This window comes from Proteus sp. G2674, assembly GCF_009915195.1.
GTDB classification, from domain to species: Bacteria; Pseudomonadota; Gammaproteobacteria; order Enterobacterales; family Enterobacteriaceae; genus Proteus; species Proteus mirabilis.
In genome coordinates this window covers 135,795-152,765 of sequence record NZ_JAABLS010000013.1, presented here as the reverse complement: position 1 = coordinate 152,765, position 16,971 = coordinate 135,795, and the positions used below count along the sequence as shown (strand labels likewise).

Here is a 16,971-nt window from a genome sequence, read left to right as displayed (position 1 = left end):
TTTATGAAAAAGAGTCTACTCGCAGCGTTGGCGCTTACGATGACATTGGGCATGGGGAATGCTGTAGCCCAACAGTTAACGTATCCTACTAAAAATATTGATGTGGTTATCCCAAAAAACCCGGGGGGAGGTACTGATACTTCTGCACGGACTATCATTGAATTTGCTAAAGATGTGATGCCAGCAGGGCGTATCTTTGTACCGGTTAATAAACCCGCAGGTAATGGTTTAACTGGGTTAATTGAAGTGGCAAATGCGCGTCCTGATGGTACTAAATTAGTCATGACGACTGTTGAATTAGCGATGTTCCCACATCAAGGTAAGTCACCCGTGACCTATAAAGACTTTACCCCGATTGCGACAACGATTGCTGATCCGGTTGTGCTCGTGGTGAATGCTAATTCACCTTATAAAACATTGGAAGAATTTATTGCCGGGGCAAAAGCGAACCCCGGTAAATTAAAGATTGGTAACTCAGGTATGGGGGCTATTTATCACCTCGCGGGGGTGAATATCGAACGTACTACGGGAACTAAGTTTAATCATATTCCTTATAACGAAGGTACAGGCCCCTCTATTGCTGCATTAGTGGGCGATCATATCGATGGCGTATTAACCACACCCGGTGCGGTTAAATCACAAGTTGATGCGGGTATTTTGCGCATTCTCGGTGTGATGGATGAACGTCGCTTCCCACTTATTCCGGATGTTCCAACCTTTAAAGAAGCCTTAAATCTCGATACCAACGTGAAAATGCGCGCATGGGCTGTATTAGCCACAACAGCAGGTGTGCCTGATAACGTTAAAAATGAGTTAGTGGGGGCATTTTCAGAAGTGGTTCAAAAACCAGAATATCAAGAAGCATTGAAAAAACAAGGTATTATGCCAGTATTTATCGTCGGTGACGATGCGTATCAAATGATGAAAGAAGATCATGAGATGTATGCTGAATTAATCTCAGCCACCCTGAAAAAATAACCTTTCTATAATAAACCACCCTATCCGCAAGTCGGATAGGGTCGGGGAGATCCCGACATGACTAAAATCAATACAATCATCGGTGCGATTTCAGTAGCTTTTGGGCTACTTATTATCTATCTCTCCCGTGATATGAGTATGTTTGATGAATATGGTGTACCTGGGGAGCGTTTTTGGCCTTACGGTTTAGCCATCTTATTTATTTTACTGGGGATTTTTCAATGGATAGGTGTCGTGGTTGATAAAATTAAACATGTACACCAGTCCGTAGATTTAAGTTCGACCGCAGTTAAGCGTGCTTATGGCTTAGGCATTTTTATGCTGCTATATGCAACAGGTTTATATCTATTTGGCTTTATTGTTCCATCATTGCTTCTTATCCCAATCATTATGTGGTTGATGAATGAGAGGAAACCTATTGCCATGGTGGTGATCCCGATTGTGATTGTAGCCGCGGTTTATGTTTTCTTTGACATTATTTTTAATTCACCTCTGCCAACCTCTGTCTTTTTTGAGTAAGCGGTAAAGGAGCCTTGGTATGGAAATTTTAGATGCTTTAATGGTCGTTTTTAGTTTAGAAACGATAACAATGATCCTGTTAGGGGTTTTCGCGGGGATTATTATCGGCGCATTACCGGGTTTAACAGTGAATATGGGCATTGCACTGTTACTCCCACTGACTTACTCTTTTCAAGGAATGACGGGGATCTTATTATTATTGGGAATGTATTGTGGGGCTGTTTATGGTGGCTCCATTACCGCGATATTAATTAGTACACCGGGTACACCTGCATCTGCAGCCACCGTCTTAGATGGCTATCCGATGGCTAAAAAAGGTGAAGCAGGGCGAGCATTAGGCCTATCAACCATGGGGTCGATGTTTGGTGGTGTATTTAGTACTATCGCTTTAATTGTTATTGCTCCTCAATTGGCAAAAGTGGCGACGGGATTCTCTGCCGCTGAATATTTTGCTCTTGCGGTATTTGGCATAAGTATTATTACCAGTGTATCATCGCAATCGATTGTGAAAGGATTAATGGGGGGCGCGATTGGTCTTGCAATTGCCACTATCGGGCTTGATCCTATGACAGCAGGGCCACGTTTTACGTTTGATACCGTGTATCTTATGGGGGGCGTCTCGTTTATTCCAATCCTCGTGGGACTCTTTGCATTTTCTCAAGGCTTGATTAGCTTTGAAGAAGAGTATCGTGAGCGCAAGCAGAAGAAAAGCGAGAAAATTAATGCCCGTATTCATCGTGTATTACCTACGTGGCTCGATTTTAAACGTGTTTTACCTACCTATTTTCGTTCATCAGCGATAGGAACGGCTATTGGTGCTATTCCTGGGACTGGGGGAGATATTTCATCTTTTATCTCGTATAACGAAGCCAAACGTTGGTCAAAACACCCTGAAGAATTTGGAAAAGGATCACCCGAAGGGGTTTCAGCACCGGAAGCGGGGGCTAACTCGGTGACGGGTGGCACCATGGTACCTCTAATGACTTTAGGTATTCCCGGTGATGGCGCAACGGCGATTATTATGGGGGCTTTTATGGTGCAAGGATTAGCGCTAGGGCCACAGTTATTTACGGATAATCCCGTTGAAGTGAACAGTATTTTTATCGGCTTAATGATGGCGAATATTTTTCTCGGTATCTTAGGCTTCTTGTGTATGAAACTGTTTGTACGTGTGATGGATGTACCACGAAGAGTATTAGTACCCATTATCTTTGTGTTGTGTAGTGTGGGGGCTTATTCAGTTAACCATAGCATCATTGATGTTTTTGTGATGATGGGGGCAGGATTACTGGCTTATATTATGATTAAGCTCGATTTTTCGATGTCTCCGGTGGTGATAGGTATTATCCTTGGGCCGATGGCAGAGTCTAACTTACGCCGTGCTTTAATGATGTCTCAAGGGGATGTATCGATTCTCTATACACGACCTATTACTGCGACATTCCTCGCTATTGCACTATTAACACTGCTGTTACCTATTGTCGGACCTGGGTTAAAATCAATGTGGAAAAAATGGCGTAGTCAATCTGCTTAATAAAGGTTAATCCGCCCTCATTGTTAGCAAAATGAGGGCAATATCAATGACGGAACATTAATGGCAAAAACAGTTGAACAAATTGCAAATGATCTGAATTTATCTATCACCACAGTACGATTAGTACTCAATGGTAAAGGTGATCAATATCGGATCAGTGCAAAAACCCAGAAAAAAATTGCTGATTATGTCGAAGTTTTTGGTTATACCGTTAACCATGCGGCAAGAAGCTTAAAACTCAATAAAACAGATACCTATGGTCTGGTTATTCCTCGGCTGTCCAACCCCTTCTTTGCTGCTTTAGCGGAAAAGTTAGAGATGCATTGTCACCAGATTGGTTGCCAGCTGATGATAAGTTGTACCTATGGTGATATTAAAAATGAAAATAAGCTCGTAAAGTCTATGGATGAGCGTAATGTTGATGGGATTTTTATTGTTTCAGCAAGTCGAAAAAATCAGCAACATCACGTTAAACATCGTCAAAAGCCTTTAGTGTTCTTAGATAGAGATTTTTCTGTTAGTAATGCAATTTGCGTGGCGTCTGATAACTGTGATAGTGGTGCACAATTAACGAAAGCGATGATACAGCAAGATGCGCCAATCCACTTTTTTGCCGGTGATGCTCTTCTTCCTACTATTGCAGCTCGTTTGCGCGGTTATGTTCAGGCGATCAAAGCCCATTATGGTGATGAAAGCCATGTAACCGTTTCCTATGCAGAACATAACACCACCAAAGATGGTGAACAGATGATGAAGCAATATCTTGAACAACATCGGCAGATCCCCAGTCATTTTATTGCCTCATCACTGCCCATTTTAGAAGGCGTATTAAGTGCTATTCGCCAAACAGAAGGTGTTATTCCCGCACATATCAATATAGGTACTTTTGATGATCACGTTATGTTAAGTTTTTTACCTAATAATGTCTGGTCAATGAAGCAAGATGAAACCTTATTGGTAGAAAAAGCCTTTGAAATCATGACTGCTAAGATAGCAGGTAACGTAGTGAAAGCACCTCCATTAATTAAAACACAACTTATCAAACGCCTAATTGCAGGAGCATGAGTCAAATATCGTGATTATTCGCCTCACTTTGTGAGTAGAATAAGCTTTCTATTCGCCTCATTGGAGGGATGTATGTGGTTAATGGCTACCCATTCTCTTCTGATATGATGAATGTTATATCATCAGATATGCGACTTTAATGTAGGCTATGTATGAAAAAATATTTTCTTTTTTTTAAAAGACCTTAAACAATCTTTAATATTAAGCATTATTGCTATTTTTTTGTTCTTTATAGTGTTTTGATTGTTCGGTTTTTTCCCTATTTCTATGGTCGAATACTATTAGTATCATTTGTGATTATTTGCTTAATATTTTCCTTTCTTCCTATAAAGAAAGAAGGAAAGAGAAAATAATTATTTAGTCCGCGCTAGTGATCAGAAAATAAAAGAGAACTTAATGTAAATTTCGTGATCGAGTCGTTTTGATAATCAGTACAATGTATTGAGCGCCTTTGGCGCTGGTGGACGTAGTGTAAGATATATTTTGCAAGATTAAATTTTTTATTATTGCAGCGATAATGGCCATTTTAATTTATGCGCTTTATGATCATTCTTTTGTATGGCTTGTCACGGTGTCATATTCTATTAAATCCCTAATGAAAATAGGGGCTCTTGATTATCTCTGGTTAGAGGCTCATAATTTAAGCAGATAGCTCCATTTTATTAATATAAAAGGATATTAAAGAAAGATGAACGATGATGTTGACCGATGTCCTGAGTGTCAAGTAAGGGCATACTATACGGATGATTTTGTCCGTGTTTACCAAGCCTATTCTACTACTATCGCTCAGAGCGCAGTCGCAAATGGTACTTTTGTTTCTCCCCCTTTTAGTATGACCCGTATGACTTGGGTAAAACCCTCCTTTCTTTGGATGATGTATCGCTCAGGGTGGGGGCGCAAAGATCCCAATCAAGCGTCTATTTTGGCTGTTGATATTACCCATGAAGGCTTTCAACAGATGCTAACACAAGGTGTGGTCAGTCATTTCGATCCCGACCACTATGTGAGTGCCAAAGAATGGCAAGAAGCAACAGAAACCAGTGATATTCGTATTCAGTGGGATCCTGAACGAGATATTTATCTTAATCGCTTAAGTTATCGCACCATTCAAATAGGGCTACGTAATCAAGCAGTAGAAAAATATTGCAATGAGTGGATTGTTAATATTACCGATATTACTGATAAAGTGCGTAAAATAGATACTTGTATTACTAATGGCGATCTAGATACTGCATATAGCTTACTTCCTATCGAGCAACCTTATCATTTTGCAAAATAATCTCGCCTAGAAAAACCCCGCCAATAGACTATGGGCGGGGTGATAAGACTAAACCTTCGCAAGCTGTGGGCGAACACCTAATGTATGGCAAATGGCGTAGGTCAATTCAGAGCGGTTAAGAGTGTAAAAATGGAAATCTTTCACGCCCTCACGGCTTAAAATTTTCACCATATCAATAGCGATAGAAGCACCAACCAGTGCGCGAGTTTCTGGATCGTTGTCTAAGCCATCAAACATTTTATGCATCCAACCGGGGATCTTCACATTGGTTAATCCGGCAAAACGTTTTAACTGTTTAAAATTGGTGACAGGTAAAATACCCGGAACAATTTCTACATCAATACCCGTTGAAACACAGCGATCACGAAAGCGTAAGTAACTTTCTACATCAAAGAAAAATTGTGTAATGGCTCGATTAGCGCCCGCATCCACTTTCTTTTTTAAATTAATAAGATCAGCCTGTGCGCTTTTAGCTTCGGGATGCACTTCTGGATAAGCAGCAACCGAAATATCAAAATCTCCTACATCTTTCAGTAAATGAACCAGATCAACGGCATACATATCTGGCTTCTGGCTGTTATCAGGTAAATCTCCCCGTAGCGCCACAATATGACGAATGCCACTTTGCCAATAGTCTTGGGCTATATGCTGTAATTCTTCACGACAGGCATCAATGCAGGTTAAATGTGGTGCCGCCTCAAGGCCTGTACGCTCTTTTATATCTTTAATAATGGCATGTGTTCTATCTCGTTCACCTGAATTTGCACCATAAGTGACCGAAACAAAGCTAGGTTTTAAGGTATTTAAACGAGCCAGTGATTGCCAGAGTGTATTTTCCATCTCTTGTGTGCGAGGAGGAAAAAACTCAAAAGAAACTTGGATCTGGCCATCTAATTCAGCAAGATTTTGATTAAGCGCTTCATGCTGGCTTGCGTGATAAAAGCTCATACCTATACCTCATCAATCGTTGTGTCACATGTTGTTATTGTTATTCCGTTAAGTATCGCTACTTATTTACCCATCTAACCATTTAGACGTCTAGATGCAGATTCTCTTAATTCGGTTATTTAGTCAACAGTTATTCACCTTAGTTTCAATGAGGATAATTCAATCGGAAGAGGAGAAAATTTCATGTTGCACGATGACAACCTTAAATAACGTAAAGTCGCAGAAGGGATACGTTTGAAGATTTTCTTCTATAATAAAATTAACTCATTGATTGAATGGGAGTAGAAATGATCACTTGTAAACGTGTCTATGATGATAAAGACGGTAAGCATGAAGGTTATCGTGTATTAGTGGATAGATTATGGCCTAGAGGGGTGAAAAAGAGCGATTTTCATTATGATGAATGGAATAAAGCACTCGCGCCTTCTACTGAATTAAGAAAATGGTTTCATGAAAATGGCGATTTCACACAATTTACGGCTCGCTATATAAAAGAATTAGAAGCAATACCGGAAAGTTGGCAACCACTATTGAAGGTAGCCAAAGAAAAACCATTAGTATTACTGTATTCCGCTAAAGATGAAAAACAGAATAATGCTGTGGTTTTAATGGAATTTTTGCAAAAACAGTGCAAAACCAGCTGAAGCAATTATCGATGGGTTTGTCAGGTGTAATGTCAATAGCATCATATGCGGCAATAAAAAAAGTGGCGCTATTATCGCGCCACAAAAATTGCTAATAAGAACATTGAACAGAGTCAGAGAATATTTTACTGCATTATGCTGTGTGCGTATTTGCCTCTAACCATTGCGTAATACGTTGTTTTTGTTCATCATTAAGCCACATACCAAGTTTGGTACGACGCCAAATAGCATCATCAAGCTCAATCACCCACTCATGTTTAACTAAATAACGTAATTCAGCTTCGTAAAGATTATGACCGAAATTTTCGCCCATTCCGGCTAAATCAGTAATTCCTTCTAGCAACACTTCAGTATTGCTACCATAAGTGCGAGCAAAACGTAGTGCTAATGCTTCTGGTAACCAAGGATGACGTTGGCGAATAAGGCGTGAATAGCCATCACGATCGTAACCTTCTAAGTTCCCCCCCGGTAATTGACCCTCTTTTGTCCACGCTTGACCCATATTAGGGAAATAAGCATTTAGCTTATCAACCGCGTGTTCACCGAGTTTACGATAAGTCGTTAATTTACCACCAAACACAGAGAGTAGTGGTGTTTTACCATTATCATCATGTACATCTAAGGTATAGTCACGAGTGATAGCTTGTGGCGAATCGGATTCGTCATCACATAATGGACGCACCCCTGAATAATTCCAGACGATATCGTCTTTGGTCAGTTGTTTCTTAAAGTGGTCGTTATAGACTTTTAATAAGTACTCAACTTCATTGTTATCAATAGCCACATCTTTTGGATCACCTTTGTATTCAACATCAGTGGTACCAATAATAGAGAACTCATCCATCCAAGGGATCACGAATACAATGCGATTATCTTCATTTTGTAAGATATAGGCTTGGGGTTCATCGTGAGCACGTGGGATCACAATATGGCTACCTTTGATTAAGCGAATACCATAAGGTGATTTTAATTTTAACCCTTCATCGAATAATGTTTTAACCCAAGGACCGGCTGCATTCACTAATGCTTTTGCTTGGTAGCGAGAAGTTTCACCGGTGCGTAAATCTTGTGCTTCCACCATCCATAAATCGTTTTCACGCCAAGCGCGCGTCACTTTGGTACGAGTACGAACTTCACCGCCACGACGAACGATCTCTTGCGCATTTAATACTACTAAACGAGCATCATCTACCCAACAGTCGGAATATTCAAAACCACGAGTTAATTCAGGTTTTAAGACAGAGTTAGCCCCGAATTTAATACTTTTACTGCCCGGTAAACTGACACGTTTGCCTAGGTGATCATAGAGGAATAAACCAATGCGGATCATCCATGCTGGGCGTAGATGGGGTTGATGCGGTAAACGGAAACGCATCGGAAATGCGATATGAGGCGCCAAACGCAATAAAACTTCACGTTCAGCCAATGCTTCACTGACTAAACGGAATTCGTAATGCTCTAAATAGCGTAAGCCACCATGAATTAATTTTGAGCTAGCGGAAGATGTTGCACTGGCTAAGTCTTGAGCTTCCAGCATTAATACTGAAAGGCCTCGGCCTGCTGCATCCGCCGCAATTCCAGCGCCGTTTATTCCGCCGCCGATGACAATCAAGTCTTTAGTTTCCATAACATCCTCCTAAGAATGCGCGAAACAATTCTTTAATGTTCGTTTTCGCTCATAATTGTAATGAATTTTGTTGGAAATGCCAACTATATAACCGATAAAAAACATTACTGCGTGATATAAATAACAATTTATTATCATATCCCTACATTTAATGTGCTTATTAACTGAAAAGAACAAATGATGTTATTGATAAGAATAGGAAAGGGAATGGGGTTTGACAAAAGAATAAATAGGTAAAAAAGCGGAAGTTTATAGGAAAAAGTACCCCGAAAGGTACTTTTTAATAGAGGGTTATCCTAGCAAAGCTCAAGCTGAACGTTATGTTGTTCAATAATTTTTTGAATGCCAGATGGTGGCTCTTGGTCGGTGAAAAGGTAATCAATCAGATTCATATTACCAAGATTGACCATCGCGTTACGGCCAAATTTAGAGTGGTCGGTCACTAACATAACACAACGAGAATTTTCGATAATGGCACGTTTAGTGCGGACTTCATGGTAGTCAAATTCCAACAAAGATCCGTCCATATCAATACCACTTATCCCTAAGATGCCGTAATCAAGGCGGAATTGAGAGATAAAATCCAGGGTGGCTTCACCGACAATACCACCATCACGGGTACGCACTTCGCCACCCGCTAAGATCAAGCGAAAGTCTTCTTTATCCATCAATAAAGTGGCGACATTCAGATTATTAGTGACGATACGCAGATTTTTATGGTTAATCAGTGCATGGGCTACGGCTTCAGGGGTAGTACCAATATCAATAAATAGTGTTGCACCATCAGGAATTAAGCTAGCAACACGTTGGGCAATACGTGATTTTTCATCAGACCACATGATCTTACGGTCGTGGTAAGCGGCATTAACAGAGCTAGAGGGTAATGCAGCGCCTCCATGATGACGTTGGATTTTGTTCTTTTCCGCTAATTCATTTAAATCACGTCGGATAGTCTGTGGGCTGACCTCAAAATGTTCCACCAATTCTTCGGTGCTGACATAGCCTTGTAAGCGTACCAGTTCGATGATGGCATCATGCCGTTGTGTTTGCTTCACAGGTGTCCCCTAAAGTTAAAAATATCATGTTAATTTTATTATGATTGACGAGATAATTGATGTCGATTATCCCACAAAGCCATCAATAAGCCGATAAGGAAGCCGGCAAAATGTGCAGCATTTCCGATAGAATCACCTAAAACGCCCATATAACCCGCGATTATCCATAATATGGAAAAAACAATTAAGCCGGTAGGAACACCGATCCCTTTTTCTGGAGCCCGCAAACCTGTTAAGCCAACATAGCTAATTAGCGCGTAAACAACACCAGAAAGTCCACCAAAGTTGGATTCTGCAAACAGTGATTGTGCCCAATTACTAAATAGCGCAGAAATGAGCATAATGACAAATAATTTGCCTGTACCCAGTTGTTTTTCTGTTTGGCTGGCTAAATACCACCACATCGCTAAATTAAAGGCGATATGCATGAGCGAAAAGTGAACAAATGCTGGGGTGATATAACGCCATAGTTCAAAATCGAGACTAGCATCGTATGGCCATGCAAGGTGTAACATGACATTGTAATCGCCCACTATTTGCTGCCAGATAAAGACGAGCACACATAAGATTATGGTCAAAACCGTTAAAGGGCCTGATTGTTGCACCATGCTTTTGATTGAAAAAGCCGGGCGATATTGTAGACCCGTACGTTGAGGCGTACCTGTTTGCCAACTTGCCGCTTGGTAACGAGGGTGAAAAGGTTCACGAAGAAAGGTTTTTAGCTCACTTTCAACCTGATTGAGTTGTTGTTCGTTTTCCAACCAAAGGCTGACTTGTTGATTTTCTGTTTTTGCGTGGATCCGAACACCTTTTGTCGCCATATAATTGACGAACATATCAGCAAGTTGCGGGTTAGATAGTGTGATAATGTGGATCATTGAGAAACTCATCTGTAATTATTGCAGAGAAGTTATCGCTTGAGGAAACTCTCTTAGCCATGCTTCAAAACCGCCATTAATACTATATACGGTTTCAAAGCCCATATTGACCAGATATTGTGCTGCGCCTTGGCTACTATGACCGTGATAACACATCACCATCACAGGAACATCAAAATCAGCATCTTGTAGAAATTGGTTAAGCGTATCATTTGTTAAATGAAAAGCGCCAGTGGCATGACCAAGACGATAACTTTGCGGATCTCTTACATCAACTAAAATAGCCGATTGAGATACCCAAAATTGATAGGCTTGTTCAACACTAAGAAATTGAAAACTATCCATAATTGTCTTATTTATTATATTGTTAATTACATTTTTATGTTCTGAGCGAGAGAACGATATCACTATAATAACGTCAAATCAGTAAAGATGGCGTTACCTTTTGTAAATGATAATGGCATATACACAAATCCCCTAGGATATCTGTGCAGGTGAATATCAAAGGGGATTTGTAATAGAGGATCAGTAGTAGGAGTGATCACCACGTTGGTGTTCGGTTAAATCTTTCACGCCTTTTAACTCTTCTGGGAACAGGTTAAGTAGCTCTTTTTCGATACCATCTTTTAAAGTGACATCAATCATGGAGCAGCCATTACAACCACCACCGAATTGTAAGATAGCATAGCCATCTTCAGTGATTTCCATCAAGCTTACGCGGCCACCGTGACTCGCTAACTGTGGATTGATTTGTGATTGCAGTACATATTCAACACGTTCAATTAAAGGCGCATCGTCAGCCACTTTACGCATTTTTGCATTAGGTGCTTTTAATGTTAATTGTGAGCCTAATTGGTCTGTGACAAAGTCAATTTCTGCATCTTCTAAGAAAGGTGCACTGATGTCATCAACATAAGCAGAAAGTTTTTCAAATTTAATTTCTGTGTCGTTCGGCTCTACTGCATCGGGTGGACAGTAAGAAACGCCACACTCAGCGTTAGGTGTTCCTGGGTTAATGACAAAAACACGGATTTGAGTATTGGGTTCTTGATTAGCCAATAGTTTGGCGAAGTGTGCCTGTGCGGCATCAGTAATAGTAATCATATCGTCTTGCTCAATAGTTGACTGTTCTGGTTGGTTATCATACGCCCAATTGACGGTTAACTACAAGGTTCGGCAAATAGCCCATACCTCAATAGAGCGTGCTCCAGCACGAAATAGCAAAGGTACAATAGCATTGAGCGTCGCGCTTGTGGTGATAACATCATCAATCAGTGCCAGATCCTTGCCTGCCACTGACACTGTGCGATTTACGATAAAGGCATTATCTAAATTTTGTTGCCTTTGTTTGGCATTAAGATGTGTTTGTGCCAGTGTAGCACGAGTTCTTATCAAGGTATTAGGGTGATAAGAACAATTTAACCATCTTGCCAAAGGTTTAGCGATAGCCTCAACTTGGTCGAAGCCTCTACGCCAACGACGATGTCGATGTAGCGGTACGCTAATAATTTGCTCTGGCTTGCGAACTAAATTCTCGCGACGATGAGCAAGCCACCGTAATAAAAAAAGTTTCGCAAGACATAATGCTATCTGAGGGCGAGGATGATATTTATAAAGGTGTAATAATTTATTAAGCGGTGGGCGATAGTCAGTGACTGTCAACATCTGTTTCCAGCGTGGTGGTGATCGCAAACACCGTCCACACAATATCATTGAGTGGGTAGAGGGATACAAACATCCCGGACAACGATTATTTTGTTGTGGCAGATGACGAATACAACTTGAACAAATGCTGTGGTTACCATAACGCAATGGTTGACGACATAACCAGCAATATCCTGCTATTGTTATCAGCATAGTGAACATCCCTGTAAAATAAGAGAAGAGAGCATAACAATGAATAAATTGTATTGGCAGACTTTAGGTGAAGGAAAAACGCATCTTGTGCTGTTGCACGGATGGGGCTTGAATGCTCAGGTTTGGCAATCAATCATCACGCGATTAAGCTCGCATTTTACCCTGCATCTGGTTGATTTGCCGGGATACGGCAGAAGCCAAGGTTTTCCTGTGCTAACGCTTAAAGAGATGGCTGATATTGTTTTTTCACAGGCACCTGAAAAAAAAGCCATTTGGCTAGGATGGTCATTAGGGGGATTAGTGGCAAGCCGTATTGCACTTGATAATCCTAATAATGTACGGGCGTTAATTACCGTTGCCTCTTCCCCCTGTTTTGCTGCTCATGAAACATGGCCAGGAATTAAGCCAGACGTGTTAAAAGGTTTCGAGCAACAATTGAGTGATAACTTTCATCGAACGGTTGAGCGCTTTTTAGCCTTGCAAACACTCGGTACTCAAAGTGCTCGTGAAGATACTAAGGCCTTGAAAGCGGTCGTGTTGGCACAACCTTTGCCTTCCGTTGAAACATTAAACGGCGGGCTGGAAATTTTACGTACAGAAGATTTGCGAGAACAGCTTACTACCTTATGTTGTCCTTTTATTCGGCTTTATGGTTATTTAGATGGTTTAGTGCCAAGAAAAGTCGCAGCTTTATTAGATGCTCGTTATCCTGACTCTCCTTCGGTTATTTTTCGCCATGCCGCACATGCTCCCTTTATTTCTCATCCGGATGAATTTAGTGAGACCTTGTTAAAGCAGTGTGAGGCCTTATCAATTCTGGCATGAATGAAGAGGTTATAACGCTAATAGACTATTCAAGATGATATAGCGTTTCGCATTCTGGTGGGTTGGTTATGGTATCTAATATAGGGCAGGTTCGTTCAATAAAGGCGATAAAAGCTTCTATTTCTGTTTTACTATTATCTGCTTGGATATAGAAATGCGTCGTTATCTTACTAAAGCCGATTTTAGCCTGTTTATTCTTTCCCATAAAGCCATCGATATCTAGCTCGCCTTTTACCTCAATACGAATATTATGGAGATTAATATGGTGTAGGCGGGCGAAGCTCTTAGCAACAATGCATTTACAAGCACCGAGTGTGCCAAGTAGCGCTTCAACGGGGGTCATCGCGGTATCGTTTCCACCCAATGAAATAGGCTCATCAAGTAATAATTGAAATTGGCGAGAAGCACATTGCATCTGCAACCCACCTTGTGTACCCGTAGAGATAATGGATGAGAATTCAGTAATCGGCATAATTTATTATCCTAATTAAGGTAAATGTATATAATTTCATTTTGGACATTTAGATGTCTTTATGGCTATTTAAGGATTGGATTATGCGCAGGTGATGGGAAAAGTAAAATGAAGAATAACCAGCAAAAGTTGAAAAAAATTCATTTTGATTATCAGAAAAACCCCCTGTGAGATAGCAGGGGGATATGGAAGGTATGTGTTTAAAAGAGACAGTGAGTTAGGAGCGTAATTGATAAACTTTAGTCTGACATGCGGTGGCTTCAGGGCAGCTTTTACAGCTACCCACCAAGCACTCTTCTACATCGACCTCTTGTAATTTACCCATTAACGTAAGCCGCTCTAACATCGCTTTTACCATAGGTTCAGGTATATTAAGCTGATGGCTGACAAGACGAGCATCAGCCCGACCGTTAAGCGCGACACAATCACGAACTTGCATCAAACTTGCCATCTTATTTTTCCTTTTGTGACTTAGTGACAGCTACCTTGTTTACCACAGCACTGTTTCGCTAATGAGCGTTTGTTACTTAAATTAAAACTGAGACGATGACGAGATTTACGTAATAGTACAAAGATAATTAAGTTAAATATCAATACAGCAGCAATGGTGATGGTACTACTTTGTGGATGTTCGCTAAATGTCGCTGTTTGGTAGAATAAAGCGGCAAGTGAGTAAGCAATATTTAATCCCCAAAGAATAGAGAATGTCATCCAACCACGACTGGTTTCACGAGCAATAGCCCCCATTACAGAGACACAAGGCACATATAGTAGAACGAAAATTAAGTAGCTATAGGCCGCTATTGCACTACCAAATTTGCTACCCATGGTACCCATAGTCCCCGTATCCATTTCACCATCACCTTTACTTGCCTCAATAGGATTGGAAAGTGCGGCGAATGTAAAGGTTTCTTTTAAGCTATCCCAAGTTTCAGCAAAGGCGTCACCAATTTCGCCCCATAGATCAAACTCTTCAGGAACGAAAGGTTCATTAACAATACTTTCTGCGGTGTACAGTGTATTTAATGTTCCTACAACCACTTCTTTTGCCATTGCCCCAGTGACTAAACCAACGGTAGCTTGCCAGTTATCGCTATGCACACCAATAGGTTGCAATAACGGAGTGATCACTTTACTGACGGAAGCGAGGGCAGAATCATTAATACTATCAGCCGCTTTACCGGAAAAAGTGAAGCTATTTAATGCACCAATAAACATACTGGCGATGATAATCACTTTACCCGCGCGGATAACAAAGCCTTTTAAACGTTGCCAAGTTTGTATTAATAAAGTTTTGATATGGGGAACGTGATAAACCGGCAACTCCATGACAAAAGGAGAAGCTTCACCTCGCATAATGGTATGTTTGAGTAGTAAACCCGTCAAAATAGCAACAAGGATCCCTAATAAATAAAGTGAAAAAACCACGCTGGCGCCATTTTTACCAAAGAATGCGGCAGCAAAAACAGCAAATATGGCTAAACGTGCACCACAAGACATAAAGGGAGCCATTAAGATAGTAATTAATCGCTCTCTTGGGGCGTCTAGAGTACGTGCCCCCATAATGGATGGGACGTTACAACCAAATCCAACAATCAGCGGTACAAAGGATTTACCGGGCAATCCTAGCGCTTGCATTAATCTATCCATCACGAAAGCAGCACGTGCCATATAGCCAGAGTCTTCAAGGATAGATAAAAAGAGATACATCATGCCGATTTGTGGTACCAGAGGGAGTACAGTATTAATACCACCACCAACACCTTGAGCAAGGAAAATAGTTAACCATTCAGGGAAATTGAATGTTGCACCTAGCCATTGGATCCCATGTATAAAGATAGCTTCAGAGCCACCTTCAAAAGCAGGCTGCAATGCTCCACCAATATTGATGGCAAGTACAAACATTAAATACATGACAAACAAGAAGATAGGAACACCTAACCAGCGATTTAATATCACTTTATCGATATTTTGTGTGAGCTGATTGGGCTTAATGGACTCCATATTAATGACTGCATGGCAAATACGCTCAATGTTTTGATAACGCGCATCGGCAATCACTAATTCTGGCTCATTACTATGCTCAGTTTGAATGCGCTGACGAATGGCTTTTATCTCTTGTGAGGTAATTTCAGCACGTTGATGAGTATAGATATCCCCTTCTAAACATTGTAATGCCATCCAACGGCGTTGCTGTAAATTGAATTCATCGTGATTAATTTTTTCAGCTAAAGATTCAACTTCGTTTAATAACCATGTTGGATAAGAAGTTAGTAACTCTTCGGGTTTTCTTTTGGTGGCAGGAAAACTATCAATAGTGTCTTTCAGTTTATCAATCCCTGATGCCTTGGTTGATACCATAGGGATCACCGGACAACCGAGTTGTTCAGAAAGCGCTTGAATATCAATTTGCATATTTTGGTGTTCAGCAATATCAAGCATATTCAGTGCCACGATACAGGGAATACCGAGTTCAAGCAGTTGTAATGTGAGATAAAGATTACGTTCAAGATTGGAAGCATCTACAACGTTAATCAACATATCCGCTTCATTACTTAAGATGAAGTGACAAGCAATTTGCTCATCAAGAGAGGTCTGTTCTGAAATTGTTGTTAAAGAATAAGTGCCCGGTAAGTCAACTAATTCAATTTTATGATTTTTGGTTGTAAAGCGACCTACCTTACGTTCAACAGTAACACCTGCCCAGTTACCGACACGTTGACGAGAGCCTGTTAACTGATTAAAGAGCGTTGTTTTACCCGCATTAGGATTACCGATAAGACCAATAGTAAGAGGAGTCATAATAGTGATGCCAGTAGTTGTATTGCCTGAGTAGTTGATAAATAAGCTGTTATTTTTCGTTATGAGCGATTTCGCTAAGATTTATCAAAGCGAGATCTTTTTTACGCAAAATTAAAGAGACCCGATGAGTTTCAATTTGGATAGGATCACCTAAAGGTGCGATACGGATCACATTGAAAATAGCGCCTGGCAGCATCCCTAATGATAATAGCTTCTGCCGATAGGCAGGGCTAATTTGCGGGGAATAGCTGAGGATCTTGTAGCTATGGTTTGGAATGAGAGACATAAAACGTCCTTCCACTAATTATATTGATACAAAAAATAATGATACTGATAATTATTAACGCATTTAAAAAGAAAACGCACAAGAAAAATAGGGTGATTAGGTAAATATTTAATGCAAATGAGAATTATAACCATCTTTATTGAGTATAATTTAGCCCACAATGGCTATGTGTTCTCTTGATGTACATCAATTTAATTTATAA

General features: G+C 40.5%; 18 protein-coding genes. 7 read left to right on the top strand and 11 right to left on the bottom strand.

Translation table 11 applies throughout. The features are described 5' to 3' along the window. Positions 1-3: 3 nt before the first annotated feature. The 5 genes from GWI58_RS05915 (at position 4) to GWI58_RS05895 (ending at position 5,375) form a co-directional block, all read left to right on the top strand. The gene (locus tag GWI58_RS05915; RefSeq protein ID WP_223293382.1) at positions 4-978 is read left to right on the top strand and encodes a tripartite tricarboxylate transporter substrate binding protein; all 975 of its coding nucleotides are present in this window, start codon (positions 4-6) and stop codon (positions 976-978) included. A gap of 57 nt (positions 979-1,035) precedes the next feature. Then, positions 1,036-1,497, top strand: a complete 462-nt coding sequence (locus GWI58_RS05910) for a tripartite tricarboxylate transporter TctB family protein (protein WP_004246739.1) — start codon at positions 1,036-1,038, stop codon at positions 1,495-1,497. Positions 1,498-1,516: 19 nt separating this feature from the next. Beyond that, positions 1,517-3,031 (top strand): tripartite tricarboxylate transporter permease, encoded by a 1,515-nt coding sequence (locus GWI58_RS05905; RefSeq protein WP_161768991.1) that lies wholly within the window; start codon positions 1,517-1,519, stop codon positions 3,029-3,031. Positions 3,032-3,091: 60 nt separating this feature from the next. Further along, on the top strand, positions 3,092-4,096 hold the full coding sequence (locus GWI58_RS05900) for a LacI family DNA-binding transcriptional regulator (protein ID WP_004249055.1): 1,005 nt from the start codon (positions 3,092-3,094) through the stop codon (positions 4,094-4,096). Between the two features lie 688 nt (positions 4,097-4,784). Next, positions 4,785-5,375 carry a DUF4291 domain-containing protein gene (locus GWI58_RS05895; RefSeq protein WP_004246743.1) on the top strand — a complete coding sequence of 197 codons (591 nt, stop codon included), beginning with the start codon at positions 4,785-4,787 and terminating at the stop codon, positions 5,373-5,375. 48 nt (positions 5,376-5,423) lie between these two features. On the opposite strand, the gene metF is transcribed toward GWI58_RS05895, so the two are convergent. Beyond that, the gene (gene metF, locus GWI58_RS05890) at positions 5,424-6,323 is read right to left on the bottom strand and encodes a methylenetetrahydrofolate reductase (RefSeq protein WP_004246744.1); all 900 of its coding nucleotides are present in this window, start codon (positions 6,321-6,323) and stop codon (positions 5,424-5,426) included. Between the two features lie 287 nt (positions 6,324-6,610). Here metF and GWI58_RS05885 point away from each other — a divergent pair, with 287 nt between their 5' ends. Beyond that, the gene (locus tag GWI58_RS05885) at positions 6,611-6,967 is read left to right on the top strand and encodes a DUF488 domain-containing protein (protein ID WP_004249056.1); all 357 of its coding nucleotides are present in this window, start codon (positions 6,611-6,613) and stop codon (positions 6,965-6,967) included. A gap of 133 nt (positions 6,968-7,100) precedes the next feature. Here the strand turns inward: GWI58_RS05885 and glpD are convergent, their stop codons facing one another. The 6 genes from glpD to GWI58_RS05855 all read right to left on the bottom strand — a co-directional run bounded on the left by glpD (position 7,101) and on the right by GWI58_RS05855 (position 12,384). Beyond that, positions 7,101-8,594 (bottom strand): glycerol-3-phosphate dehydrogenase, encoded by a 1,494-nt coding sequence (glpD, locus tag GWI58_RS05880; RefSeq protein ID WP_004246748.1) that lies wholly within the window; start codon positions 8,592-8,594, stop codon positions 7,101-7,103. Between the two features lie 296 nt (positions 8,595-8,890). Then, positions 8,891-9,649, bottom strand: a complete 759-nt coding sequence (locus GWI58_RS05875) for a DeoR/GlpR family transcriptional regulator (protein WP_004246753.1) — start codon at positions 9,647-9,649, stop codon at positions 8,891-8,893. 38 nt (positions 9,650-9,687) lie between these two features. Then, entirely contained in the window at positions 9,688-10,527 is an 840-nt protein-coding gene (gene glpG, locus GWI58_RS05870) for a rhomboid family intramembrane serine protease GlpG (protein WP_004246754.1), read from the bottom strand. An 18-nt stretch (positions 10,528-10,545) separates the two neighbouring features. Then, the gene (gene glpE, locus GWI58_RS05865) at positions 10,546-10,872 is read right to left on the bottom strand and encodes a thiosulfate sulfurtransferase GlpE (RefSeq protein ID WP_004249057.1); all 327 of its coding nucleotides are present in this window, start codon (positions 10,870-10,872) and stop codon (positions 10,546-10,548) included. 180 nt (positions 10,873-11,052) lie between these two features. Further along, positions 11,053-11,631 carry a Fe-S biogenesis protein NfuA gene (gene nfuA / locus GWI58_RS05860; RefSeq protein WP_004246756.1) on the bottom strand — a complete coding sequence of 193 codons (579 nt, stop codon included), beginning with the start codon at positions 11,629-11,631 and terminating at the stop codon, positions 11,053-11,055. A gap of 60 nt (positions 11,632-11,691) precedes the next feature. Next, the gene (locus tag GWI58_RS05855; protein WP_223852263.1) at positions 11,692-12,384 is read right to left on the bottom strand and encodes a DNA utilization protein GntX; all 693 of its coding nucleotides are present in this window, start codon (positions 12,382-12,384) and stop codon (positions 11,692-11,694) included. Between the two features lie 39 nt (positions 12,385-12,423). Between GWI58_RS05855 and bioH the strand changes: the two genes are divergently transcribed. Next, positions 12,424-13,209 (top strand): pimeloyl-ACP methyl ester esterase BioH, encoded by a 786-nt coding sequence (bioH, locus tag GWI58_RS05850; protein ID WP_036919306.1) that lies wholly within the window; start codon positions 12,424-12,426, stop codon positions 13,207-13,209. A gap of 25 nt (positions 13,210-13,234) precedes the next feature. Here bioH and GWI58_RS05845 read toward each other — a convergent pair whose 3' ends face one another. The 4 genes from GWI58_RS05845 to feoA form a co-directional block, all read right to left on the bottom strand. Then, positions 13,235-13,681, bottom strand: coding sequence for an OsmC family protein (locus GWI58_RS05845; protein WP_004246759.1), 447 nt, complete (start codon positions 13,679-13,681; stop codon positions 13,235-13,237). Between the two features lie 217 nt (positions 13,682-13,898). Further along, entirely contained in the window at positions 13,899-14,132 is a 234-nt protein-coding gene (locus GWI58_RS05840; RefSeq protein ID WP_004250034.1) for a FeoC-like transcriptional regulator, read from the bottom strand. 20 nt (positions 14,133-14,152) lie between these two features. Further along, positions 14,153-16,483: a Fe(2+) transporter permease subunit FeoB gene (feoB, locus tag GWI58_RS05835; RefSeq protein ID WP_020946418.1), complete on the bottom strand. Its 2,331-nt coding sequence runs from the start codon at positions 16,481-16,483 to the stop codon at positions 14,153-14,155. Positions 16,484-16,532: 49 nt separating this feature from the next. Then, positions 16,533-16,769 (bottom strand): ferrous iron transporter A, encoded by a 237-nt coding sequence (gene feoA, locus GWI58_RS05830; RefSeq protein ID WP_004246763.1) that lies wholly within the window; start codon positions 16,767-16,769, stop codon positions 16,533-16,535. Positions 16,770-16,971: the final 202 nt, after the last annotated feature.